The 23,417-nt window shown below is 66.1% G+C and carries 21 protein-coding genes; 6 read left to right on the top strand and 15 right to left on the bottom strand.

What is annotated here, in order from left to right; genetic code table 11:
- The first annotated feature begins 28 nt into the window (after positions 1–28).
- The 5 genes from SR870_RS12130 to SR870_RS12110 all read left to right on the top strand — a co-directional run bounded on the left by SR870_RS12130 (position 29) and on the right by SR870_RS12110 (position 6,428).
- Positions 29–1,003 (top strand): glycosyltransferase, encoded by a 975-nt coding sequence (locus SR870_RS12130; protein ID WP_322513821.1) that lies wholly within the window; start codon positions 29–31, stop codon positions 1,001–1,003.
- Between the two features lie 165 nt (positions 1,004–1,168).
- Entirely contained in the window at positions 1,169–2,536 is a 1,368-nt protein-coding gene (locus SR870_RS12125) for a phenylacetate--CoA ligase family protein (protein WP_322513820.1), read from the top strand.
- Positions 2,537–2,549: 13 nt separating this feature from the next.
- Positions 2,550–4,121: a hypothetical protein gene (locus SR870_RS12120; protein ID WP_322513819.1), complete on the top strand. Its 1,572-nt coding sequence runs from the start codon at positions 2,550–2,552 to the stop codon at positions 4,119–4,121.
- Entirely contained in the window at positions 4,114–5,238 is a 1,125-nt protein-coding gene (gene wecB / locus SR870_RS12115) for a non-hydrolyzing UDP-N-acetylglucosamine 2-epimerase (RefSeq protein WP_322513818.1), read from the top strand. The genes SR870_RS12120 and wecB overlap by 8 nt, the downstream gene beginning before the upstream one ends.
- Positions 5,235–6,428, top strand: a complete 1,194-nt coding sequence (locus SR870_RS12110) for a glycosyltransferase (RefSeq protein ID WP_322513817.1) — start codon at positions 5,235–5,237, stop codon at positions 6,426–6,428. The genes wecB and SR870_RS12110 overlap by 4 nt, the downstream gene beginning before the upstream one ends.
- Here SR870_RS12110 and SR870_RS12105 read toward each other — a convergent pair.
- The 4 genes from SR870_RS12105 to rfbA form a co-directional block, all read right to left on the bottom strand.
- Positions 6,395–7,144: an ABC transporter ATP-binding protein gene (locus SR870_RS12105; protein ID WP_322513816.1), complete on the bottom strand. Its 750-nt coding sequence runs from the start codon at positions 7,142–7,144 to the stop codon at positions 6,395–6,397. The two genes, SR870_RS12110 and SR870_RS12105, sit on opposite strands and share 34 nt — an antisense overlap.
- A 9-nt stretch (positions 7,145–7,153) precedes the next feature.
- The gene (locus tag SR870_RS12100; protein ID WP_322513815.1) at positions 7,154–7,990 is read right to left on the bottom strand and encodes an ABC transporter permease; all 837 of its coding nucleotides are present in this window, start codon (positions 7,988–7,990) and stop codon (positions 7,154–7,156) included.
- Between the two features lie 114 nt (positions 7,991–8,104).
- Entirely contained in the window at positions 8,105–9,262 is a 1,158-nt protein-coding gene (locus tag SR870_RS12095) for a glycosyltransferase (protein WP_322513814.1), read from the bottom strand.
- Between the two features lie 87 nt (positions 9,263–9,349).
- Positions 9,350–10,231 carry a glucose-1-phosphate thymidylyltransferase RfbA gene (gene rfbA, locus SR870_RS12090; protein WP_322513813.1) on the bottom strand — a complete coding sequence of 294 codons (882 nt, stop codon included), beginning with the start codon at positions 10,229–10,231 and terminating at the stop codon, positions 9,350–9,352.
- Between the two features lie 257 nt (positions 10,232–10,488).
- On the opposite strand from rfbA, the gene SR870_RS12085 reads away from it, so the two are divergent.
- Positions 10,489–11,466: a glycosyltransferase family 4 protein gene (locus SR870_RS12085; RefSeq protein WP_322513812.1), complete on the top strand. Its 978-nt coding sequence runs from the start codon at positions 10,489–10,491 to the stop codon at positions 11,464–11,466.
- Between the two features lie 39 nt (positions 11,467–11,505).
- Here the strand turns inward: SR870_RS12085 and SR870_RS12080 are convergent, their stop codons facing one another.
- The 11 genes from SR870_RS12080 to SR870_RS12030 all read right to left on the bottom strand — a co-directional run bounded on the left by SR870_RS12080 (position 11,506) and on the right by SR870_RS12030 (position 23,417).
- Positions 11,506–12,354: an ABC transporter ATP-binding protein gene (locus SR870_RS12080; protein ID WP_322513811.1), complete on the bottom strand. Its 849-nt coding sequence runs from the start codon at positions 12,352–12,354 to the stop codon at positions 11,506–11,508.
- A gap of 248 nt (positions 12,355–12,602) precedes the next feature.
- A complete protein-coding gene (locus SR870_RS12075) occupies positions 12,603–13,883 on the bottom strand; it encodes an ABC transporter substrate-binding protein (protein ID WP_322513810.1) in 1,281 nt (426 codons plus the stop codon).
- A gap of 56 nt (positions 13,884–13,939) precedes the next feature.
- Positions 13,940–15,013 (bottom strand): branched-chain amino acid ABC transporter permease, encoded by a 1,074-nt coding sequence (locus SR870_RS12070; protein ID WP_322513809.1) that lies wholly within the window; start codon positions 15,011–15,013, stop codon positions 13,940–13,942.
- Position 15,014: 1 nt separating this feature from the next.
- Positions 15,015–15,908: a branched-chain amino acid ABC transporter permease gene (locus SR870_RS12065; RefSeq protein ID WP_322513808.1), complete on the bottom strand. Its 894-nt coding sequence runs from the start codon at positions 15,906–15,908 to the stop codon at positions 15,015–15,017.
- 199 nt (positions 15,909–16,107) lie between these two features.
- Positions 16,108–18,039: a long-chain fatty acid--CoA ligase gene (locus tag SR870_RS12060; RefSeq protein WP_322513807.1), complete on the bottom strand. Its 1,932-nt coding sequence runs from the start codon at positions 18,037–18,039 to the stop codon at positions 16,108–16,110.
- The gene (locus tag SR870_RS12055) at positions 18,036–18,863 is read right to left on the bottom strand and encodes an ABC transporter ATP-binding protein (protein WP_322513806.1); all 828 of its coding nucleotides are present in this window, start codon (positions 18,861–18,863) and stop codon (positions 18,036–18,038) included. Before SR870_RS12055 ends, SR870_RS12060 begins: the two co-directional genes overlap by 4 nt.
- Positions 18,864–19,160: 297 nt before the next feature.
- Entirely contained in the window at positions 19,161–21,017 is a 1,857-nt protein-coding gene (locus SR870_RS12050) for a glycosyltransferase family 39 protein (RefSeq protein WP_322513805.1), read from the bottom strand.
- On the bottom strand, positions 21,014–21,595 hold the full coding sequence (locus SR870_RS12045; protein ID WP_322513804.1) for a hypothetical protein: 582 nt from the start codon (positions 21,593–21,595) through the stop codon (positions 21,014–21,016). The genes SR870_RS12050 and SR870_RS12045 overlap by 4 nt, the downstream gene beginning before the upstream one ends.
- A 120-nt stretch (positions 21,596–21,715) precedes the next feature.
- Entirely contained in the window at positions 21,716–22,132 is a 417-nt protein-coding gene (locus tag SR870_RS12040; RefSeq protein WP_322513803.1) for a carboxymuconolactone decarboxylase family protein, read from the bottom strand.
- The gene (locus tag SR870_RS12035) at positions 22,065–22,499 is read right to left on the bottom strand and encodes a MerR family transcriptional regulator (protein ID WP_322513802.1); all 435 of its coding nucleotides are present in this window, start codon (positions 22,497–22,499) and stop codon (positions 22,065–22,067) included. The genes SR870_RS12040 and SR870_RS12035 overlap by 68 nt, the downstream gene beginning before the upstream one ends.
- Positions 22,500–22,721: 222 nt before the next feature.
- Positions 22,722–23,417, bottom strand: coding sequence for an ABC transporter ATP-binding protein (locus tag SR870_RS12030; protein WP_322518256.1), 696 nt, complete (start codon positions 23,415–23,417; stop codon positions 22,722–22,724).

The following is a 23,417-nucleotide window of genomic DNA, read 5'->3' as shown; positions in this document are numbered from 1 at the left end:
ACGACCTGACGATCGGAGGAGCCGCCCCATGCGGGTTCTGTTCAACACCTATCCCTGGGCCTTCGCCACGCCGGGCGGCGGCGAGATCCAGCTTCTGAAATATGCCGAGCATCTGCCGGCGCAGGGCGTCGACGTCGTGCTGCACGACATCTGGAAGCCGGCCTTCGATCAGGTGTCGCTGGTGCACTTCTTCGGCTGCCTCGGCGGGTCGATCCAGTTCTGCGGCTACGCCAAGAGCCGCGGCCTGCCGCTGGTGATCACCTCGTCGCTGTGGATCACCGAGGAGACCGCGCATCGCTATCCGATGGACGAAATTCGTGCGCAGCTCTCGCTCGCGGATCTGATCATCACCAATTCGAACACCGAGTCCGACACTTTGGCGCGGGTGTTCTCGCTGCCGCGCGAGCGCTTCACCGCGGTGATGAACGGCGTCGAGCCGCGCTTCGCGGGGCCACATGATCCGGCGCTGTTCCGCGAACGCTTCGGCATCGAAGGTCCGTTCGTGCTGAATGTCGGCAATGTCGAGGCGCGCAAGAACCAGCTCGGCCTGCTGCGCGCGATGGCAGGCCACGACATGCCGACGGTGGTGATCGGGCACATCCGGGAACCGGATTACGGGCGGCAGATGCTGGCCGAGGGCGGGGGGCAGCTTCGCTATCTCGGTCCGCTCGACCATGGCGATCCGCTGCTGGCGTCGGCATACGCCGCCTGTTCGGCCTTCGTGCTGCCGTCGACGCTGGAGACCCCGGGGCTGGCCGCGCTGGAGGCCGCCGCCGCCGGTGCGCCGCTGGTCGTCACCTCCGAGGGATCGACCCGCGATTATTTCGGCGACCACGCGCAATATGTCCGCCACGACGATCCGGCCGACATCCGGCGCGGCGTCGACGCAGCGCTGGCGGCGGGGCCGGGGAGCGAACTGCAGTCACATATTCTGAGCAATTTTTCCTGGTCGGCCGTGACCGCGACCCTGGTCGACGTGTATCGCCGGGTGGCGCGCGGCTAGGCCGGTGAGCAGTTCCGCACGCCGGGGCTTGATTGCCTCGCCTTGCCATCAGGTGTAATCAGTCGCGCTGCGGCCGGACCGGCTGTTTCCGTTGTTTTGGGCTCGACGCGTCTCGCGCGGCCCGCCGGCCGGACATTCGGCCGACAGATGCGAGATAGGGGCGAGATGCTTCGTTTGGTCGTGAACGGCGTGAAGGGTCTGGCCGCCGGTCTGGTGGCCTATCCGATCGCCGAGCGTCTCGAAGGCCGTGATATCCGATCCAAGCGGCGATTGTTCGCGGCCGAGATGGCGCTGCCGTTCGCGCAGCGCCGGGCGCATTCATGGGCCGCGGCGATCGATATGGTGCGGTTCGCCGCCGTCAACGTTCCCTATTATCGCGACCTGTTCTCCAACATCGGCTTCGATCCCGAAAATCTCGCGCGCGATCCGAAGTACTGGATGGATATTCCGCATCTGACCAAGGACATCATCCGCGCCGAAGGCGAACGGCTGTTGCGCAGCGACCACGCGAATTTCAAGAAATTCGACGCCAAGACCGGCGGCTCCACCGGTCCGTCGGCGCATATCTACTACGATCAGGACGGCGCGGACTGGACCTCGGCCGTGGTGCGCTACGCCCGCGACCGCATCGGCAATCACCACATGCGCTCGGAGCTGCATTTCGCCAGCAAGTTTCCGGATGAAATTCCGTGGAAGGCGAAGCTGCGCGAAGACTTCAAATGCTTCGCGATGAACCGCTACAACATCTTCTTCTCGACCTTCGAGCCGGACGAGCTCGAAGCGATCTGGCAGAAGATCCGGTCGATCCGGCCGCACCTGGTGCATGGCCATCCGTCGACGATCTATCAGCTCGCGCTGCACGTCGAGGCCCGCCACGGCGGCGGCAAGGCGTTCAGCATCTTCGAATCCTCGGGCGAATTGCTGGAGAAAAAGCAGCGCGAGACCATCGCGCGCGCGCTCCGCTGCAAGGTGATCGATCGCTACGGTCTCGCCGAGGCGGGCGTCGTTGCCTATCAGACCGATCCGCACCGCTCGGCGCTCGACGTATTCGATCCGCTGTGCTGGCCGGAAGTGACGCCGGTCGAAGGCGGCGCCGAACTTGAAGACGTGCCCGGCGCCAGCCGTGGCGAATTGATGATCACCACGCTGAAGAACCGGCTGATGCCGCTGATCCGCTATCGCACCGGCGATCTCGCGGTGCTGAGCGAGACTACCGACGGCTTCTTCATCCACGAACTGATGGGCCGGGTGCACGACGTCATCCAGATCGCCGGCCGCCAGTTGCCAACTCACTACGTCCAGGACGTGCTCGACCGCGTCGGCGGCATCAAGGAGTTCCAGATCGTGATGCGCGACGGCAAGCCGGTGTTCCGTCTGGTGCCCGAAGACGGCGCCGACGTCGAAGGCATCCGCTCCCGGCTCAGCGGCTGGTGGGGCGACGCCACCGGCATCGAGTTCATCGCCCCGAGCGAGCTGAAGCTACAGGGCTGGCGCGGCAAGTTCCGGCACTTCGTGCCGGACGCGGCCGAATAGCGGCGGCCCCCGCATGATCGCCATTATCGATCGATCGGATGACGCTTGCGCGCGCGAGGTCGTGCTGCGCGCCTTCGAGCGTTCCTTCACATCCGGGCAGGTCCGGCTGCTCGACGACATCGCCGCAGCCTCACGCCCTCCGGCGGTCGTCGTGGTGATCGCCCCGCGGGAGCAGGACGCCGACTGGATCGAGCCGCTGCTGCGCCGGCCCGTGAAGATCGTGATGCTCGGCGCCGTCGGCCCGCGCATCGCCAGCCTCGCCGGCATCGCCGTCGATGTGCCGGACCAGCGCGCCGCTGCGGCTGCGGACTGCGATCCGGCCCCGACCTACGGCCTGTCCGAGAGCGCCGCACACATCGTCTATGCCGATCAGGGGCTCGGCGCGTCGTCGTCGATTCGCCGCCGGGCGCTGTGCCGGTTCGACTTCACCAATGAATGGAACAACCTCGGCTATGGCCGCATCGGCGTCGGCGACGATCCATGGTCGATCGCCGTGACCGCGCGGCCGGTCGATGCCAATGCGATCGGCGATCTGCGGATCGGGCCGGACACGCCGGCCGGCGCAGTGGTCACGCTGCGCGACCTGCCGCACGCCTCCGTGCTGTGGTTCGCGCGGCCGGTCGGTCCGGTGGACGGCTGCGACTGGGCGATCGTCGAGCGCTTCGTCGCGGACTACCGCGCGTCCGAGCTGCCGTGCCGGCCGTATCTGCGCGACATCCCGCACGGCGTGACGGCCGCCCTGACGATGCGCCTCGACTGCGACGAGGACATCGCGTCGTCACGACCGCTGTTCGAACTGTATCGCGCCCGCGGCTTGCCGCTCTCGGTCGCGATCAAGACCGACCAGCCGGACACCGCCGAACACCTCGCTTTGCTGTCGGACCTGCAGCAGGCCGGCGGTTCGATCCTGTCGCATTCGGTGACGCACGCGCCGAACTGGGGCGGCTCGGCCGAGGCCGCCGAGCGCGAGGCCCGCGACTCCAAAGCCTGGTTGGAAAACCGGGTGCCGGGGCTCACCGTGCGCTACGCAGTGTCGCCGTTCCACCAGAACCCGACCTATGTGCCGGCGGCGCTGGCGCGCGCCGGCTATGACGGCTTCGTCGGCGGCATCATCGCCAACGATCCGGAATATCTGATGGCGCGCGGCGGCGCGGCGCCGTTCGCCCCCGCCGGCTTCGTCTCGCACAGCCAGGCCTGCATGCTGCACGGCGACTGCCTGCTCGCCGGCGACGATCCGATCCGGATCTACAAGCAGGCGTTCCGGCAGGCCAAGGCGTTCGGGCAGTTCTTCGGCTATCTCGATCACCCGTTCTCACCGCGCTACGCCTATGGCTGGGCCAGCGAGGCCGACCGCCTCGCGATCCATGCCGCCTATCTCGATTTCATCGCCGCAGAATGCGCCGGCGAGGCGACCTTGTTCGTCAACGAGGAGACCTGTCTCGACTTCATGCGGGTCAAGTCGATGACGTTGATCGACTACGATTCCTCGCGAGACGCGTTCGCGGTGTCGCAGGGCAGTGCTGCCGGCCTGCCGCTGTCGGTCGGCTGGCGTGGGCGCACCGAGGCGGCGGCCGATCATGGCTGAGCGCGTCATGGTGGTGTTCGGCACCCGGCCGGAGTGCATCAAGCTCGCGCCGGTGGTGGCCGAACTGAACCGGCGGCCGCGGGCGTTTTCGACCATCGTCTGTTCGACCGGGCAGCACCGCGAGATGCTGGACCAGGCGCTGGCGAGCTTCGACCTCGCCACCGACCTCGACCTCGAGGTGATGCAGCCCAACCAGACGCTGCCTGGCCTCACCGCGGCGCTGCTGATGGCGCTCTCGGGGGCGATCACCGAATTGCAGCCCGACCGTGTGATCGTGCAGGGCGACACCACCACCGCCTTTGCGGCGGCGCTGGCGGCCTATTACGCGCGGGTCCCGGTCGCCCATGTCGAAGCCGGACTGCGCTCAGGCGATCGCCACAACCCGTTTCCGGAGGAGATCAACCGTCGCATGGTCGGACCGCTCGCCGACCTGCATTTCGCGCCGACGAAGCGCGCCTTCGAGGCGCTGCGCAGCGAGGGCATCGCCCCGGCGACTATTCATCTCACCGGGAATACGATCGTCGACGCGCTGCACATGCTGAAAGCGCGGCTCGACACGCCGGGCGGCCTCGCCCGCATCTCGGCCGCGACGCGGGCGTTCGGCGAGGACGGCCGCCGCCTGATCCTCGTCACCTGTCACCGACGCGAGAATTTCGGCGACGACCTCGCCGCGATCTGCCGGGCGGTCGCGCGGATCGCGCAGCGTCATCCGGACTGCCTGATCGTATTCCCCGTGCATCTCAATCCCAATGTACGGGCGCAGGTGATGCCGCTGCTGAGCGGGCAGGGCAACATCGCTCTGTGCGAGCCGGTGTCCTACGACGACCTGATCTATCTGCTGTCGCGCGCCACGCTGGTGTTGTCCGACTCCGGCGGCATTCAGGAGGAAGCGCCGTCGTTCGGCGTGCCGGTGCTGGTGCTGCGCCGGACCACCGAGCGGCCGGAGGGGATCGAGGCGGGTGTCGCCGAACTGGTCGGCGCCGACGAAGACCTGATTGTCGCCCGTGCCGCGTTCCGGTTGGGCGACGACGCCGGGCGATTGCGGGTCGGCGCCAACCCCTATGGCGACGGCCGCGCCGCCGGCGCGATCGCGGATATTCTGGAACGCCCGCGATGAAGCCGCGCCACGTGGTGATGCTGTCGACGGCGGACTGGAAGGATCGCTACTGGACCAACAAGCAGCACACCGCAGCCCGACTCGGCGCGCGCGGTTTTCGCGTGCTCTATGTCGAAAGCGTCGGCATTCGCCGGCCCGGTCTCAACGCGCTGGATGTCGGACGCATGGCCGCCCGGTTGCGCAGCGGCCTCGCGCCGATCGAGGAAGTGGCCGAGAATGTCTGGGTGCTGTCGCCGCTGACGATCCCGCTCGGCCATCGCTACGCATTGGTCGGCGAATTCAATCGCTGGCAGTTGCAGAGCCGGATCCAGCGCTGGCTCGGGCGGCAAGGCGGCGCGCGCCCGCTGCTGTGGACCTATCATCCCTACATGATGCCGCTGGTCGATGCGCTCGACCCCGAGGCGCTGGTGTATCACTCCGTCGACGATCTCGGCGCGATCCCCGGCGTCGACCACGACGCCTACGACCGCGCCGAGGCGCAATTGCTGGCCCGCGCCGATCATGTGTTCGTCACCAGCCGCGCATTGTACGACCGCTGCGTTCCGATCAGCGGCGAGCGCACGCGTTATTTCGGCAATGTCGCCGATGTCGAGCACTTCGCGCAGGCACGCGAGCCGGGGCCGCTGCCGCCCGATCTTGCGGCGATCCCGTCGCCGCGGATGATCTATGTCGGCGCATTGTCCGATTTCAAAATCGATTTCGGGCTGATCGGCCGGGTCGCCGCGGCGCGGCCGGACTGGCATCTCGTCTTCATCGGGGACGAACGCGAGGGGCAGCACAGCGAGGAGATCGCCGCGCTGAAGCTGCGGCCGAACGTGCACTTCCTAGGCTGGCGGGCCTATGCGGAGCTGCCGGCTTATCTGCGTGGCTGCGAGATCGCGCTGCTGCCGCAGCTCATCAATGACTACACGCGCTCGATGTTTCCGATGAAGTTCTTCGAGTATCTCGCGGCCGGGACGAGCGTGGTCGCGACGCCGCTGCCGGCGCTTTCGGAATTCGCCGGCCTGCATCGTATCGCCGGCGGAGCCGACGCGATCGTTGCGGAGATTCAAGTCGCGCTGGACGCCGGCCGCCAGCCGTTGCCGCTGGATCACCCTTCGCTGCGCGCCAACACCTGGGACGCGCGCCTCGACGCGATGCTGGCCGTGATCGGCGCTCAGGCCGGCGTCGGAACCGGCGCGGCGGGCTGATATTTGGCCATGACGTCGGCCGGCGTTCCGGAGAACGCGATGCGGTGGTTCTCGAGAAAATGCGCGTGATCGCACAGCGTGGTCACGTCGCCCGCGGCATGTGACACCAGCACGATGGTGCCGCCGTCGGCGCGGAACCGCTTCATCACCTCGCCGCACTTCGCCTGAAACTTATAGTCGCCGACCGCCAGGACCTCGTCGACCAGAAGGATCTCGGGGTCGAGCTGCGACACCACCGCGAAGCCGAGTCGCGCCAGCATCCCGCTCGAATAGAACCGGATCGGCGTGTCGATGTGTTCGGCGAGTTCGGCGAAGTCGATGATGCTGTCGAGGCGCTTGCGGATGTCGCGGCGGGAGAAGCCCAGCACGACGCCATAGAGCTCGATGTTCTCGCGGCCGGAGAGGTCGGGATGAAATCCCGCGCCGAGCTCGAGCAGCGAGGACACCCGGCCGTTGACCGTCACCTTGCCGCTGTTCGGCTTCATCACCCCGGCGATCAGGCCGAGCAGGGTGCTCTTGCCGGCGCCGTTGCGGCCGACGAAGCCGGTGGTCGAGCCGCGCTCGACCTCGAACGAGATGTCGTCGAGAACCAGGTGGCTGCGACTGTATTTCGAGGCCTGAAATCCGTTCAGGATGTAGTTCTTCAGGCCGCCGGTGAGGAAGGTGTGGTCGGCGAAACTCTTGCTGACGTGCTCGAACTTGATCGCGATGCTCATGGCGTCGACCTAGATGACTTCGGCGAAACGGTGGACCAGCCGGCGATACACGAAGACGCCGACCGCCATCGCGACCGCGGCGTACGCATAGGCCAGTCCGATATTGTGCCAGTCGATGATGCCCTTCATGAACAGCGCGCGCCACGCCTCGATCAGCGACGTCATCGGATTGAGGTGCAGCAGCGGCCGATAGTGATCGGGCACGCGTTCGATCGGATAGATCACCGGCGACAGATAGAACATCATGTTCAATCCGATGGCGAGAATCCTCTCCATGTCTCGGAAGAACAGATTGGCGGAGGAAATCGCGAGGCCCAGTCCCAGCAGCAGCATGAACTGCGCGGGAATGATCAGCAGCATTCCGGGGATGACGTGCCATCCCACCGGCAGGTGGTAGGCCAGCAGAAAGCCGAGCGTCACCGGAACCGACATCACGTAGTGAAACGTGTCCTGCAGGTTCAGCGCGATCGGCAGCACGAAGCGGGGAAACACCGACTTCTTGATCAGGCTGCCGTTGGCCAGGAAGATACCGCAGGCGCCCATCAGATAATTGCTGAACCACTGCCAGGCGAACAGGCCGATGGTCAGGAACACGACGTAGTTCTCGACGTTCGACCTCATGATCACTTGCAGGGCGAAGTAGAACACCATCGCCGATGCCAGCGGATTGGCGATCGACCACAGATAGCCGAGCACGTTGTTCTTGTACCGGACCTTCACCTCCTTGTGCGCGAGGGTGAGGATCAGATCGAGATACTGCTTCAGCGTGAAGCCGCGCTGCAGATGCCTGGTGGGAGGCGGCGCGCTCGGGATCGGCGCTGTCGCGCTGGAAGTGGAATCGGTCATCGGTGCCCGCGCGAGGAATTGGAGCGAAGCCGGGACATGGCCGCTCGATGAGGCCTGCGCCCGGCGGCATGCTGAGGCCTGTTCGACCTCAATGTCCGTTTTGGCCCCCTCAAGTCAAGTCTTTGTTTGCTCGCCGGCAGAACGGCTTCGCCTCGATTCAACCGCAATTTCATAGACTTGCCGGATAGCGGACTGGAATACGGTCAGCTCGTATTCGGCCGCGACGCGCTGCCGCCCGGCTTCGCCGAGGTCGGCGGCCAGCCGGGGGTCGTCGAGCAGGCGGTTGATCGCGGCGGCCAGTCGCGGAGCGTCGTTGACCGGCACCGTCAGGCCTTCCAGGCCGTCGCGGGCGATGGTCGGCACCGCCGTCGGCAGCGCGGTGTTGACGACGGGAAGCCCGACCGCCATGGCCTCGATCTGGACCAGGCCGAACGCCTCCGCGATCGTCACCGATGGCAGCGCGAACAGCCTGGCGGCGTGGAAATAGGCCTTGACCTCGTCGCGCGGCAGGAAGCCGGGGAGCCGCAGCCGATCGGAGACGCCGAGCCGCTGGGCAAGGCGCTGAAGATTGTCGCGTTCCGCGCCCTCGCCGATGATCACCACCTCGCCGTCGATCTGCTGCAACGCCTCGATCAGGACGGAGAAGCCCTTGTATGGAACCAGCCGTCCCATCGCCACGATCAGGCGCGGGTGCTCGCGCTTCAGATCCTCGATCCTCCGCCGGGTTGCGTCGTCGATCGTCGTCCATTCGCTGGTGTCGACGCCGAACGGGATGCTCACGCATTTGGCGGCGTGGGGCTGCAGAAAGCTCGAACCGTCGAAGATCGATTGATGCGAGACGACGATCCGGTCGGCGCGAGCGAGGGTGCGGCGGATCAGCGGCGCCAGCAGTGGCATCACCGCACCGCGACCGATGATGTCGGCATGCCAGTGCACCACGACGGCGACGTCGTCGGGGATTCCCAGCGCGACACCGAGGTCGTTCAGCGGAAACGGATAGTGCAGCGCCAGCACGTCGAACCGGCGCGCCGCGGCACGCAGCGCGAGCGGAAAGCCGGGCGCGATCGGCATCGAGGAGATCTGGCCGAACGAACCGACGGCGCGCACCGGCGTGCCGTCGAGCACGTAGCGCCGCGGCGGGCCGCGGTCGCGCGCGACGAGAATCTCGGCCCGGTCGCCGGCGGCGTTCGGCTGCGTCAGCTTGGCGATCACCTCGGGGATGCCGCCGTCGACGTCCGGGCGATAGACCTTGTAGGCGTGCAAGACGTTCATGGGGACGTGCCTGGGCAAAGACGGTCGCCTGTCAACCGGCGGCATCGATGGCGGCCGGGGCGAGCCGCGGCGCGGGGCCAGCCGCGCTCAATGCCGCAGCAGGTTCAGGATGTACTTGCCGTAGCCGCTGGCGATCAGAGGATGCGCCAGTTGCTCCAGTTCCTCGTCGTCGATGAAGCCCATCCGCCAGGCGATCTCTTCGATGCAGGCGATCTTCTGGCCCTGCCGCTTCTCGATGGTCTGGACGAAATGGCTGGCCTCGAGCAGCGTATCGTGGGTGCCGGTGTCGAGCCAGGCGTCGCCACGTCCGAGCTTCTCGACGTTCAGCGCGCCGTTGGCCAGATAGATGTTGTTGACCGCGGTGATTTCCAGTTCGCCGCGTTCCGACGGCCTGACGCCTTTGGCGATCTCGACCACGTCGTTGTCGTAGAAATACAGCCCGGTGACCGCGTAGTTGCTCTTGGGCTTGTCCGGCTTCTCCTCGATCGAGATCGACTTGCCGTCATCGTCGAACTCGACCACGCCGTACCGCTCCGGATCGTGCACCCAATAGGCGAAAACCGATGCGCCGCGATCGCGGGCCGAGGCCTTGCGGATACCGTCGCCGACGCCCGAGCCGTGAAACACGTTGTCGCCCAGCGCCAGGGCCGCATTGGCGCGTCCGATGAATTTCTCGCCGATGATGAAAGCCTCGGCGAGGCCGCGCGCTTCGGCCTGCACGGCGTACTCGAATTCCATGCCGATCTGATGACCGTCGCCGAGCAGTTCCTGGTACAGCGGCAGCGCGCTCGGCGTCGAGATGATCATCACCTCGCGAATGCCCGCCAGCATCAGGGTGCTCAGCGGGTAATACACCATCGGCTTGTCGTAGAGCGGGATGAGCTGCTTGCTGATCGAGATCGTCGCCGGGAAGAGCCGAGTTCCCCGTCCCCCGGCCAGGATGATACCCTTGTACTTAGGCTTCGCCATGTTCCGTCCGGTTCATACGCGCAACTCGCCGAAGGATCCGGTGCTCGGCGCCAGCGCTGCCGGAAACGGCAGCTCCCGGAGACGACGCCGGACTGCGGACCGCCGATTTCGGCCGCAGGTGAAATCCAAGCCGCCTCACGACGACGAGGTCGAACTCGCCGAACCTCTTAGGCTTTTTTGCCATATATCGTCAATCCGTCTCTTGGCAGTCGGCTGAAAAGCCGGCTAACGTCCGCGAGCAACGATGGAATGAACAGATGCGGTTATTGTTGACCACCTATCATCATGCCTTCCTGGCGCCGGGTGGCGGCGAGACCGAGTTTCTGCAACTCGCCGAGTACATGAACGAGAACGGCGTGCGCGCCGATTTCTATGGCCATGCCTCGCGGCCACTACGATACTACGATGCCGTCGTGCATTTTTCCGCCGTCGGCGGCGGGCAGATCCTGCTGCGCAATGTGCGCGAGCAGGGCAAGCCGATCATCCTGATTCCGAACTACAACTTCTTCAATCCGTCCGCCGGGTCGCTGCCGGTGGTGCAGGAGCATTTCGATCTGGCGGATGTGATCGTGCTGCGCACCGAGGCGGAAGCCGAATTGTGCCGAAACCTGTTCACGATGACGCACGACAAGATCGTCGTCGTGCCGCCCGGCATCAGCGCCGCCTTCGCCCGCCCGGTGCCGGACGACCTGTTCCGTTCTGCCTACGGTGTCGGGCGCTTCGTGCTGTGGGTCGGCGTGCTCGACGAGGCCAAGCAGCAATTGCAGGCGATCGAGGCGCTGCGCGATCTCGACGTGCCGCTGATCTTCATCGGCGGCTATCGCGACCGCGCGTACTACGCGAAGTGCAAGGCTGCGGCGTCCGAGCAGGTGCGCTTCCTTCCCTATCTGCAGCCGGGCTCCGACATCATCCGCTCGGCGATGCAGAGCTGTTCGGTGTATCTGGAACTCGGCGAGGACTTCCCGGGACATTCGGCGATCGAGGCCGGGTTGGCCGGCGCGCCGCTGGTGCTGCGCGACCATCCGTGGTCGCGCGAATTGCTCGGCGACGACGTCGGCTACGTCGAATCGTCCGCGCCCGATGCGGTGGTCCGCGCGGTGGCCGGAACGCTGGAAAACGGCAAGCGCGGGGCGCTGGTCGAGCGGATCAAGCAGCGGCTGGTACAGCCGCAGACCACCGCACTGCTGATCGAGGAGATCGAGCGTTTCCTCTCGGGGCGGCCGGGCGGATCGTAAGGGAGCGCCGCGGTCGCGCGGGCGACGGAGTCCCGGCGCTCACAACCAGCGCTTCCTCCGCTTGAAGCTCTTCAGATTCTTGAAGCTCTTGCGTTGGTCGCCGGCGCCGCCGAGGTAGAACTCTTTCACGTCCTCGTTGTCGCGCAGCTCGTCGGCTGTGCCGTCGAGCACGACCTTGCCTTGCTCCATGATGTAGCCGTGGCTCGCCACCGAGAGCGCGGCGCGGGCGTTCTGTTCGACCAGCAGGATGGTGACGCCGAGGTCGCGGTTGATCTGCCTGATGATCGAGAACACCTCTTTCACCAGCAGCGGCGACAGGCCCATCGACGGCTCGTCCATCAGGATCATCTTCGGCCGCGCCATCAGCGCACGGCCGATCGCCAGCATCTGCTGTTCGCCGCCGCTCAGATAGCCGGCGAGGCCGGTGCGCTCCTTCAGCCGCGGGAAGTAGTTGTAGACCATGTCGATATCGGCGGCGACGTTGCGGTCGCTGCGGGTGAAGGCGCCGAGCCGCAGGTTTTCCAGCGAGGTCATGTCGGAGATGATGCGGCGGCCTTCCATCACCTGAAAGATGCCGCGGCGGACGATCTTGTCCGGGTCGACGCCGTCGATCCGCATCCCGTCGAACACGATCTCGCCGCGGGTCACCTCGCCGTCCTCGGTCTTGAGCAGGCCGGAGATCGCCTTCAGCGTGGTCGACTTGCCGGCGCCGTTGGCGCCGAGCAGCGCCACGATCGCGCCCTGCGGTACGTCGAGACTGAGGCCGCGCAGCACCAGGATGACGTCGTCATAGACCACCTCGATGTTCTTGACGCTGAGGAGGGGAGCGGTGACGGCTGCGGGAGCGGCGTCGGACCGAGATCGATTGATTTCCGCGGCTTCGGTCATGGTGCGTCCTGACGTTGTCGAACCTGCTGCGTCTCGCGTGGGGGGACAACATCGCCCCCGTCACCACCGTCATCCCCCGCGCATGCGGGGGACCCAGTATTCCAGAGCGTTAGCTCCGTGAACGCGACGCTGCGGCGTACTGGATCCCCGCCTACGCGGGGATGACGTCCGTGAGTGTCGAGGCGCTCCCCGCCACACGCAGGCGAGGAGGCCGTCTTGCGCGCGGCTGCGGACAGCCGCGCTTCAGCTCACCACCCGAGCCATTCCGGCTTGCGCGGCAGGTCGACGGTCTTGACCTTTTCGAGCTTGATCGTGCCCTTGGCGATCAGGTCCTTGAGGTCGCCGTCGGTCTGGCCCGACACCTTGGCGCGATACAGATCGACCTTGGTGGTGCCGCGGTGGTCCTTGTCGGTCCAGGTCGACGGATTGCAGACGCCGTCCATCCCGGCCGGCACCCAGTCCTTCTTCTGGTAGAAGCCCTTGCGGACGTTCTCGCCGGTCGCGCCGCCGTTGGCGGCGGCCCAATCGAGCGCTTCCTTCATGTACAGCGCCGAGCACACCGCGGCGACGTAGTGCACCGGGCGATAGACGTTGCCGGAGGGATCGGAGATCTTGGAGATCTCCTCGACCGTCTTCATGCCCGGCGCGCTGCCGCCCCAGGCGACCGCGGTGCGCAGCGGGAAGATCACGCCGTCCGCCGCGTCGCCCGCGGCCTTGGCGGCGTTCTCGTCCATGCCCCAGACGTTGCTCATGAACTGCACGTCGACGCCGGCGGCCTTGCAGGCCTTCATCACCGAAATATTGGAGGCCGCGGTGTTGCCCAGATAGGCGTAGTTGGCGCCCGAGCTCTTCAGGCTCAGACACTGCGCCGAGTAGTCGCCCGGCGACAGCGCGAACACCAGCGGCGGCAGCACTTCGAAGCCGAGCTCCTTGGCAAGCGCTTCGCCGGCGGCCTTCGGCGCGTTGGGATAAGGATGGTTGGCGCCCATATGGACGAATTTCGGCGCGCCGCTCTTGCCCTTGGCCTTCCAGTCCTCGGCGGCCCACATCAGCTCGGCGCGCACCGCGTCCGAATAGGACGGGCCGTAGAAGAAGTTGTAGGGCGCGGGCTTGGCTTTGCCGCTGGTGCCTTGGGGATCGGTCAGCGCCGCGGCGTAGGAGCCGGACATGTCGGGGATCTTGTCCTGGGCGAGAAAGCCGGTCAGCGCCTCGGTGTCGGCGGTGCCCCAGCCCATGATCGCCGCGACCTTGTCGCCACCGGACCATTTCTTGTACAGCGCGATCGCGCGCGGGACCTGATAACCGTAATCGTTGGTGTCGACGTTGAGCTGCTTGCCGCCGACGCCGCCCTTCTTGTTGACGAAGGCGAAGGTGTCGGCGACGGCCTGGCCGTAGGGCGTGCCGACGTCCGAGGTGCCGCCCGAATAATCGGCGAGATGGCCGATCGCGATCTGCGCCTGCGCGGTCGCCGACGCGCCGGCGATCACCAGCGCCATCGCTGCCGTGCTCAACAGGGATTTCATCGTCATGGTTGGTCTCCTCCTGTGGTTTCTCGTCGAGTTCTTGTGGTTCGTTCGTCCCGACCTCAGTGCGAAAACGGGTAGAGCTTCCAGTACGCCTTGATCTGCCGCCAGCGATGCGCGAGGCCGTCCGGTTCGAACACCAGGAAGGCGATGATGATCAGGCCGATCGCGATCTCGCGCAGGAAGGTCAGGTTGTTGTTGAGCTGCAGCGCGCGGTCGATGGCGCCGCCCTTCAGTTCCATGCTGATCCATTCCATCGCTTCCGGAAGCAGCACCACGAAGGCGGTGCCCATCAGCGTGCCCGAGATCGAGCCGATGCCGCCGATGATGATCATCGCCAGGAACAGGATCGAGCGCTCGATGCCGAAGCCCTCGTTCGACACCACGAGCTGATAATGCGCGTACAGCGCCCCGGCGATGCCGGCGAAGAACGCCGCCAAGCCGAACGACAGCGTGCGATATTTGGTGAGATTGATGCCCATGATCTCGGCGGACAGATAATGGTCGCGCACCGCCACCAGCGCCCGGCCGTCGCGGGTCCGCATCAGATTGGTCACCAGCAGATAGCTGACCAGCAGATAGGCCAGCACCACGTAGAAATATTGCTTGTCGCCGCGCAGCATGTAGCCGAACAGCGAGAACGGATTGGCAGAGGCCGGCACCGAGCCGCCGGAGAACCATTCGGCGCGGGAGAAGAAGTCGATCAGGATGTATTGCGCCGCCAGCGTGGCGATGACGAGATACAGCCCCTTCAGCCGCGCCGCCGGCAGGCCGAACACGAGGCCGACCAGCGCGGTGATGACGCCGGCGAGCGGGATGGTGAAGAACACCGGGATCGGCAGGTTGTTGTTGAGATAGGCCGAAGTATAGGCGCCCAGCAGGAAGAACGCGGCGTGGCCGATCGAAATCTGGCCGGTGAAGCCGACCAGAATGTTCAGGCCGAGTGCCGCGATGCCGAAGATGCCGATCTGGATCAGCACGCTCAGCCAGTAGCTCGTCAGCACCAGCGGCGCGAACGAGATCAGCACGATGCCGAGGATCGCCGCGTTGCGGCTGGTCCTGGTCGGGAAGATCGTGGTGTCGGCGGCGTAGCTGGTGCGGAAATCGCCGGCGGGAATCAGGGATGCATTCGCCATTTCAGATGCGCTCGATGTCCTTGGTGCCGAACAGGCCGTAAGGCTTGATCATCAGGATGATGATCATCACGTAGAACGGCGCGATTTCGTAGAGATTGCCCCAGTGCAGATATTCGCTGTCGATATACTGCGCGAGGTTTTCCAAAAGGCCGATGATGATGCCGCCGAGCACCGCGCCGCCGATCGAGTCGAGCCCGCCGAGGATCGCCGCCGGGAACACCTTGATGCCGTAGGCCGACAGGCCGGACGACACGCCGTTGACCACGGCGACGACGACGCCGGCGACCGCCGAGACCGTGGCCGAGATCGCCCAGGCCATCGCGAACACGCTTTTCACCGAGATGCCGAGCGACTGCGCGACCTGCTGGTTGAACGCGGTGGCGCGCATCGCCAGGCCGTATTTCGACACCCGGAAGAACCACGCCATCCCGATCATCATCGCGATCGAGACCACCAGACTCATCACATAGACGGTCTGGATCTGCAGCCCACCGATCGACACCGACTGGCTGGTGAAGATCTGCGGGAACGGCTGCGGGTTGACGCCGAAGATCCATTTCAGCGTCGCCTGGAATACGGTGGAGAGCGCGATCGTCACCATGATCACCGAGATGATCGGCTCGCCGATCATCGGCCGCAGCACCACGATCTGGATCGCGATGCCGAACGCGAACATGAACACCAGCGTCAGCGGCATGCCGACATAGAACGGCACCTGATATTTCGCCAGCAGCGCCCAGCACACCCAGGCGCCGATCAGCAGCAGCTCCCCCTGGGCGAAGTTGACGACCTGCGTGGCCTTGTAGATCAGCACGAAACTCATCGCCACCACGCCGTACAGCGTGCCGACCACGAGGCCGTTGACGAGAAGCTGGAACAGAAGCTGTGTGTTCATGCGGCGTGACTACCAGCGAGGGGGCGCTTCCCCTCTCCCCTTGTGGGAGAGGGTGCCCGAGCGAAGCGAGGGCGGGTGAGGGGGCGCCGACGTCGCGCCCGACCCCTCACCCGGTTGTCAGCGGGGCGGGCGTTGATGCTGCCCTCTCCTACAAGTGGAGAGGGCGCAGTCACTGGCGTTGTTGCGATCGACAGCGCGCTCATTCCGCCGCCTCCGCGTGCGCAGTGCCATGGCCGAGCTCGACCACCTTCAGCGTGGTCCGGATCCGCTGCGTGGTGCCGTCCTGGAACTGGATCTGGGTGTCGACCGGGATCTCGCTCCGGCCGCCATAGATGCCGTCGATGATGTCGGCGTATTTCTCGTTGATCACGCTGCGGCGGACCTTGCGGGTCCTCGTCAGTTCGCCGTCATCGGCGTCGAGCTCCTTGTACAGCAGCAGGAAGCGCGAGATCCGCTGCGCGGCGGGCAGCGTCGCATTGACCGATTCGACCTCGCTGCGCAGCATCTCGTAGACTTCGGGCCGGGACGCGAGGTCCGAATAGGTGGTGAAGCCGATCCGCTTCTTTTCGGCCCATTTCGAGATGATCGAATAGCGGATGCAGATCATCGCCGCGAGCCGGTCGCGGCCGGCGCCGAGCACCACGGCTTCGGCGACGTAGGGCGAGAATTTCAGCTTGTTCTCGATATATTGCGGCGAGAACTTCTCGCCATGCGAGGTCTCGGCCAGATCCTTGATGCGGTCGATGACGACGAGCTGGCCGCGCGCGTTGAAATAGCCGGCGTCGCCGGACTGCATCCAGCCGTCCTTCATGTCGGCGGCGGAGGCCTCCTCGTTCTTGTAGTAGCCGAGATACATGTTGGGATGGCGCACCACGATCTCGCCGATGCCCTGCACGTCGGGGTTCTCGACCTTGATCTCGATCTCGGCGCCCATCGCCACGCCGGTCGTGTCCGGATCGACCGCGTCCGCTTTGTGTAGCGTGTAGGCGCCGAGCAGTTCGGTCTGGCCGTAAAGCGTGCGCAGCGGCACGCCCATGGCGCGGAAGAACTTGAAAGTATCCGGGCCGAGCGCCGCGCCGCCGGTCGCCGCCGAGCGCAGCCGCGTGAAGCCGAGCCGGTCGCGCAGCGCGCGGAACAGCACCGCATCGGCGAACGCCGAATGCTTGCCCTCGGCGAGCGCCGCGAGGCCGGCCTTCATGCCGGTCTCGTACAGCCGCTGCTTCAGCGGCGAGGCGTCCATCACCCGCGCGCGCACGTCGGCGGCGATGCCTTCCCACACCCGCGGCGCGAACAGCACGAAGGTCGGCGCGATCTCTCGGAAGTCGTTCATCATGGTGTCGGGCTCTTCGACGAAGTTGACCTTCATCCGGCACAACAGCCCTTTGCCGAGCGCGTAGACCTGCTCCATGATCCACGGCAGGGGCAGCACCGAGACGTATTCGTCGTCCGGCCCCTTGGGATCGAAGCTGAGATAGGTCGCGCAGTGCTTCAGCACGCGTCCCGCGGCCAGCATCGCCAGTTTGGGATGCGCGGTGGTGCCGGAGGTGGTGCAGAGGATCGCGACGTCCTCGCCGCCCGTCGCATCGACGAGGCGATCGTAGATCCCTGGCTCGCGGCCGGCGCGGGCGCGGCCCATCGCCGCCAGCGTGTCGGCCGGCAGCAGCCGCGGGTCGTCGTATTTGCGCATGCCGCGCGGATCGGAATAGACGATGTGCTTCAAATTCGGCACGCGCTCGGCGAGAAGGAGCAGCTTGTCGACCTGCTCCTCGTCCTCGGCGAAAACCAGCTTGGCCTCGCCGTAAGTGAGCAGATAGGCGGCTTCCTCGTCGAGCACGTCGCGATACAGCCCCAGGCTCATCGCGCCGATGGCGTGGGTGGCGATCTCGGCGGACACCCAGTCCGGCCGGTTGTCGCCGATGATGCCGATGACGTCGCCGCGGCCGAGCCCGAGTTCGACCATGCCGAGCGCGAAATCGTGCACCCGGGTCTGGTAGTCGGCCCAGGTGAAGACGCGCCAGAGCCCGAGCGACTTTTCGCGCAAGGCGATCTCGCCGCCGCATTCGCGCGCATTGAGTCGCAGCAGCTTGGGAAACGTATCGGCTGCCGCGACGCGGCCGGCGTAGTCCATCATGCCACGCGCTCCGCGACGCCCGGATGGCCCGGCGTATCGTCCGGATCGACCAGCACTTCGTCCTCCTCGCCGAGATAAGCCCGCTTGACGTGCGGATCGGCGAGCACTTCGGCCGGCTCGCCCTCGGCGATCTTGCGGCCGAAATCCAGCACCACGACGCGGTTGGAGATGTCCATCACCACGCCCATGTCGTGCTCGATCATCACCACCGTCATGCCGAACTCCTCGTTGAGGTCGACGATGTAGCGGGCCATGTCCTCCTTCTCTTCGAAGTTCATGCCGGCCATCGGCTCGTCGAGCAGGATCAGCTTCGGCTCCAGCGCCATCGCGCGCGCCAGCTCGACGCGCTTGCGCAGGCCGTAGGAGAGGGTGCCGGCGGTCGCCTTGCGCACCGATTGCAGGTCGAGAAAGTCGATGATCTCCTCGACCTTGTGGCGGTGCTCGAGTTCCTCGCGCCGCGCGCCGAGCCAGTACAGCGCGCCGGTGAGGAAGTTGTTCTTCAGCAGATGGTGGCGCCCGACCATGATGTTGTCGAGCACGCTCATGTGGTGGAACAGCGCGAGATTCTGGAAGGTGCGGCCGATCCCGAGCGGCGCGCGCGCATTCGGCTTCAGCGCCGTGATGTCGCGGCCATGATAGAAGAGCTGGCCTTCGGTCGGCCGGTAGCGGCCCGAGATGCAGTTGACGATCGAGGTCTTGCCGGCGCCGTTGGGGCCGATGATGGAAAACAATTCGCCGTCGTTCACGGCGAAGCTGACCTCGCTCAGCGCGCGGACGCCGCCGAAACGCAAGGATACATTGCGCACTTCCAATGCGTGTTCCAACCCTGTTCCTCCCGAGCATCCGTCGCCGCGGTTTGCCGCGTCCGACCGTCATATGCTCCCGGCGTTTGCCACGCCTTGTCTTGAGCGGTTTACCCGTCTGCGGAATTTTATGCCAGCCGAGTCTTTGATGATATTCGACTAAGTGCGTCTTGAAAGGGAGATCTCGGCGCAGGCCGGTTCGAAACAGCTTGCGGTTACCGCTGCCGTCCCGTCTGCGCGGTGCGACGCGGTACATGCCGTCATCGCGCTCATGTCGTTGCATGTTGCAATGCAAACGATCGCGCTACGCGCTCGGCGTCAGCGCCGCCGCCAGATCGTCGCCTGCGCCTGTTGGTCCGGCAGATCGTAGGTGGTGCCGCGCGCGTAGCGGGTCTGTTCGTTCATGGCGTCCACGATCCCCGCCATCCGCGAATAGACCCATCCGACCGAAGGCAGTTCGTAGCGGCTGCTCGGCGCGTCGATGGTCACGATGATGTCGGCGGTCGACCGCGCGATCCGTTCGGCCGCCACGCGCCGGACATCCTCGCGGGTGGCTAGGTCGGCGATGAACGGATCGGGCACGATCATGTGGCAGCGGCAGTGCTCGCGGATCACCCAGGCGAACAGCTTGCTCGACCCGAAGGTGGCGAGCACCGTGACCTCGCGGGCGCCGTTCAGTTCGTCGAGATAGGGACGGATCAGACCGAGATCGGATGGTCCGCTGTTCGGGCTGGGGTGGATCGCGTAGGTGTAGGCGACCTCCGGGATGGCGTGGCCGACATTGACGAGCAGCAGAGACGCCGCGGCAGCGCCGGCGACGGTGGCGCGCACCCACGCCGACAGCAGGCCGCGCAACCGGCCGAGCATCAGCCCGGCGCCGACTCCGCTGCAGATCCACACCGCGAACACCCAGGTCGACATGAAGCGACCCTGGTGCTGCGGGTGGATCAGCACGCCGATCCACGCCAGCGCTGCGAACAGAAACACCACGCGCGCGCCGGGCGCGAGGCGCCGGATGCCGAGTGCGCCGATCACCGCGAAGGCCAATGCGGGGATCGCCAGCCAGGGCTGGGTATGGAAGGCGTCGGCGAACACGTGCCAATAGAACCGTGCGCTATGCCACAGGCCGTCGCCCTGGGGATTGTTGGCCGGTCCGACGAACCACAGGAAGCGCGACAGCCGGTGCGGCAGCAGAAACGAGATCGCGATCGGCGTGATGTGCCAGTACAGCAGGGCGCGGCCGGGAATGCCGAGCGCGCGGTCGATCGCGGCCTTGTGGCGCCACCACAACAGCGCCCACCACAGGAACACCAGCGCGTAGGCGATGGTGGTCAGGTTCTCGGGCGGATACAGCGACACGGATTTGCCGAACAGCTCCAGCGCCGTCGGGCCGCGCGCATAGATGTAGCCCACCAGCGCCGCCATCAGCGCGGCGAGGATCAGCAGCGGCTGCCGGAGCAGGGCCGCGATCGCTGCGCCGACCCTGACCCGGCCGACGGCGCGCGCGGTCGCGAGCGTGGCGCGCCAGTGTTCGGTGGCGAAGGCGATCGCGATCGGCGCCAGCAGCAGGCCCCAGTAGTTGCCCTTGTGGAAGAACAGCGCCGTGAGGATCACGGCGAGCAACCGCCAGCGCGCCGCTTTCTCGGGGGCAGCGGCTGCGTGCAGATAGGCCCACAGCGCCGCGGCGGAAAGGCCGGCGCCGAGGCCTTCCAGCATCACATCGGCGCTGATCAGCCGGAACGCCGGGCTGGCCGCCGTCAGGATTGTCGCGACGGCCGCGGCGAACAGACCCTCCATCCGGCCGGCGATCAGTCGGCGCGCGATCAGCCATGTGAAGGCGATCGTCGCGACCCAGCCGATCAGGCTCGGCACGATGCCGAGCCGATAATCGATACCGCCGACCAGCAGCACGGCGCTCAGCACCAGCCCGTGGAGCGGCGGCCAGACCTTGGCCTTTTCCAGCTCGGTGAAGAACCAGACGGGATCGAGGTCGCGCATCGCCAGCGCGAGGTCGAGCCCGAAACTGTAATGCGAGTTGCGGTCGTGATAATAGTAGCGCCACAGCAGATCGGGCGAGCGATAATAGTCCGCGAACATCACGCCGGCGATCGCGATCGCGGCGGCCAGCACGATCAGGAAGGCGAGCAGGTCGAGCCGGTTGCGGCGGTCGGTCACGCTTTGCGGCTTTCGGCCGGCTCGGCGAACAGCCCGGAAAACACGATCCCGATGAAGATCGAGATCATCGCGGCGCTGATCGCGTTCATCGAAAACAGCGCGGCATATTCGTCGGCCTGGTAGATGTGCGGCGGCGCGCCGTAGCGGCCGTGCAGAAAGAAATAGGCCGCGACCGGCAACCCGGCCAATGGCAGCATCAGCAGCCGCTCGCTGCGGCGGAACAGCAGACTGGAGAGCGTCGCGCAGGGCAGCAGAAACAATTCGATCCCCGATGGCACGCCGAGCAGCCAGGTGCAGAACACGGTGTTGCCGGTCGCCGTCAGCGACAGCGCGATCCGGCCGAGCAGCGGATTCTTGCGGGCGAGGACCGGAACAAGGCAGAACAGCGGAAACGACAGCAGCGTCAGCAGCAGCCACGGCATCCCGCCCGGGCCGGCAAGCACCGCGACATAGATCGGATAGAACGGTGTATTGCCGGCCAGCACCAGCGCGACCAGATTACCGGTGGCCGCGAGCGGGTCGTTGTTGGCGGCAAAATCAGCGAGCCGGGTTCTCGTTCGGGTCAGCGCAGACAGCATCGAGGCTCATGATTCGGGGGCGCCGGGGGACACAGCCCCCGACCGTAGTCCGAAACGCGCCGATGCGGAAGTCGGACGAGCCGCCCCGGCCTCGAGCTCGCCCTTGAACAACAAGGTCGATCAAGCTACGGGCTCCCGATCCGCCGCAGCGCGGCTGGTGAACACCTCTTTGGCCGCGAACAGGCCGTTCAGCGCCGCCGGGAAACCGGCATAGACCGCCATCTGCATGATGATTTCGGTGATCTCGTCGCGGCTCAGTCCGACATTCAGCCCGGCCTCGATATGCACCTTGAGCTGGGGCGTGGCGTTGCCCATCGCGGTCAGCGCGGCGATGGTCGCGATCTCGCGCGCGCGCAGGTCGAGGCCGGGGCGGCTGTAGATGTCGCCGAACGGAAACTCGATCAGATAGCGGGCGAAATCCGGCGCGATCTCGGCCAGCGCCTCGACCACCTTGTGGCCGGCGTCGCCGTCAATCGCCGCGAGCGCGCGCAGGCCGCGCTCGTACCTTTCGTGCGGGTCGGTGTGGTGTTGCGTCATCGTCCGTCTCCACCTTGCTGGCGCCGGCGGCATAGCCGGCGATCTTGGTGTCGAGGACGGTCAGGCAGGCCAGAAGTTCGGCGACATGCGCCTGCACCTTGTCGCGGTGCTGCTGCAGCAGGACGCGGCGGGCGTCCTCTGTCGCGGCCCCGCGGGCGCGCAGTTTCGCATAGCGCAGCATGTCCCGGATCGGCATCCCGGTGGTCTTGAGGCGACCGAGAAATTCGATCCAGACCAGGATCGACGCGTCGTAGTCACGCTGACCGGATGCATCGCGCGAGGCGCGGGGCAACAGCCCGATCCGCTCGTAATAGCGCAGCGTATGGGCGGTCAATCCGGTTCGCCTGGCGAGGTCTCCGATCTTCATGGCCTGCTCTGTCCGTCCGACGCCCTGTTGCTACAGGTTAGAGTGCGCTCCAAGTCAAGCGCAAATCGTGCGGGCAGACCAACGGTCGTTGATGGCGTCTTACCAGGTCGTCATGGCCGGGCTTGTCCCGGCCATCCACGTCTGTGCTCCCGCGCCGCTTTCAAGACGTGGATGCCCGGCACAAGGCCGGGCATGACCAACGAGATGCAGTGACGCGTGAGCTCAGACCTCGAGCCACTCCTTGCGGACCGCATCGTTGCCCTTGAGGTCGGCGGGGCTGCCTTCGAACACGATCTTGCCGTGGCCCATCACATAGACCCGGTGCGAGATCCGCATCGCGATCGACAGCTTCTGCTCGACCAGCAGGATGGCGACGCCGCGGCGGGCGATTTCGGCGATCAGGTCGCCGACCTGCTGGACGATGATCGGCGCCAACCCTTCGGTCGGTTCGTCGATCATCACCAGTTCCGGATCGCCCATCAGCGTCCGGCAGATCGTCAGCATCTGCTTCTCGCCGCCGGACAGCACGCCGGCCGCGGTGTCGGCGCGCTCCTTCAGGTTCGAGAACATGTCGAGCATGTCGTCGGGCCGCCACTTGCCCGGATTGCGCGGGTTCTTGACGCCGAGCATCAGGTTCTGCCGGACGGTCAGGCCCGGGAAGATGTCGCGGTGCTCGGGCACGTAGCCGAGGCCGAGATGCGCGATCTTGTAGCTCGGCAGGCCGGCGATGTTCTTGCCCTTGAACACGATGGAGCCGTGCGGCGGCACCTCGCCCATGATCGCCTTGACCGTGGTGGAGCGGCCGACGCCGTTGCGGCCGAGCAGGCTGACCACCTCGCCGGCGTCGATATGCATATCGACGCCCTGCAGGATGTGGCTCTTGCCGTAGTAAGCGTGCAGATCCTTGACCTCGAGCAT

Source organism: Rhodopseudomonas palustris (genome assembly GCF_034479375.1).
Classification (GTDB): Bacteria; Pseudomonadota; Alphaproteobacteria; order Rhizobiales; family Xanthobacteraceae; genus Rhodopseudomonas; species Rhodopseudomonas palustris_M.
The sequence above is the reverse complement of the archived record's forward strand: the minus strand, read 5'-3'. Positions and strand labels throughout refer to the sequence as shown.

Coding starts and splice junctions, on each gene's coding strand:
- SR870_RS12035 (WP_322513802.1), bottom strand. CDS start 22,499: ATGAAGATCGGAGACCTCGCCAGGCGAACCGGATTGACCGCCCATACG.
- SR870_RS12075 (WP_322513810.1), bottom strand. CDS start 13,883: ATGACGATGAAATCCCTGTTGAGCACGGCAGCGATGGCGCTGGTGATC.
- SR870_RS12095 (WP_322513814.1), bottom strand. CDS start 9,262: ATGAACGTCTTGCACGCCTACAAGGTCTATCGCCCGGACGTCGACGGC.
- SR870_RS12105 (WP_322513816.1), bottom strand. CDS start 7,144: ATGAGCATCGCGATCAAGTTCGAGCACGTCAGCAAGAGTTTCGCCGAC.
- SR870_RS12130 (WP_322513821.1), top strand. CDS start 29: ATGCGGGTTCTGTTCAACACCTATCCCTGGGCCTTCGCCACGCCGGGC.
- SR870_RS12030 (WP_322518256.1), bottom strand. CDS start 23,417: ATGCTCGAGGTCAAGGATCTGCACGCTTACTACGGCAAGAGCCACATC.
- rfbA (WP_322513813.1), bottom strand. CDS start 10,231: ATGGCGAAGCCTAAGTACAAGGGTATCATCCTGGCCGGGGGACGGGGA.
- SR870_RS12070 (WP_322513809.1), bottom strand. CDS start 15,013: ATGGCGAATGCATCCCTGATTCCCGCCGGCGATTTCCGCACCAGCTAC.
- SR870_RS12080 (WP_322513811.1), bottom strand. CDS start 12,354: ATGACCGAAGCCGCGGAAATCAATCGATCTCGGTCCGACGCCGCTCCC.
- wecB (WP_322513818.1), top strand. CDS start 4,114: ATGGCTGAGCGCGTCATGGTGGTGTTCGGCACCCGGCCGGAGTGCATC.
- SR870_RS12085 (WP_322513812.1), top strand. CDS start 10,489: ATGCGGTTATTGTTGACCACCTATCATCATGCCTTCCTGGCGCCGGGT.
- SR870_RS12110 (WP_322513817.1), top strand. CDS start 5,235: ATGAAGCCGCGCCACGTGGTGATGCTGTCGACGGCGGACTGGAAGGAT.
- SR870_RS12060 (WP_322513807.1), bottom strand. CDS start 18,039: ATGATGGACTACGCCGGCCGCGTCGCGGCAGCCGATACGTTTCCCAAG.
- SR870_RS12040 (WP_322513803.1), bottom strand. CDS start 22,132: ATGACGCAACACCACACCGACCCGCACGAAAGGTACGAGCGCGGCCTG.
- SR870_RS12065 (WP_322513808.1), bottom strand. CDS start 15,908: ATGAACACACAGCTTCTGTTCCAGCTTCTCGTCAACGGCCTCGTGGTC.
- SR870_RS12100 (WP_322513815.1), bottom strand. CDS start 7,990: ATGACCGATTCCACTTCCAGCGCGACAGCGCCGATCCCGAGCGCGCCG.
- SR870_RS12120 (WP_322513819.1), top strand. CDS start 2,550: ATGATCGCCATTATCGATCGATCGGATGACGCTTGCGCGCGCGAGGTC.
- SR870_RS12045 (WP_322513804.1), bottom strand. CDS start 21,595: ATGCTGTCTGCGCTGACCCGAACGAGAACCCGGCTCGCTGATTTTGCC.
- SR870_RS12125 (WP_322513820.1), top strand. CDS start 1,169: ATGCTTCGTTTGGTCGTGAACGGCGTGAAGGGTCTGGCCGCCGGTCTG.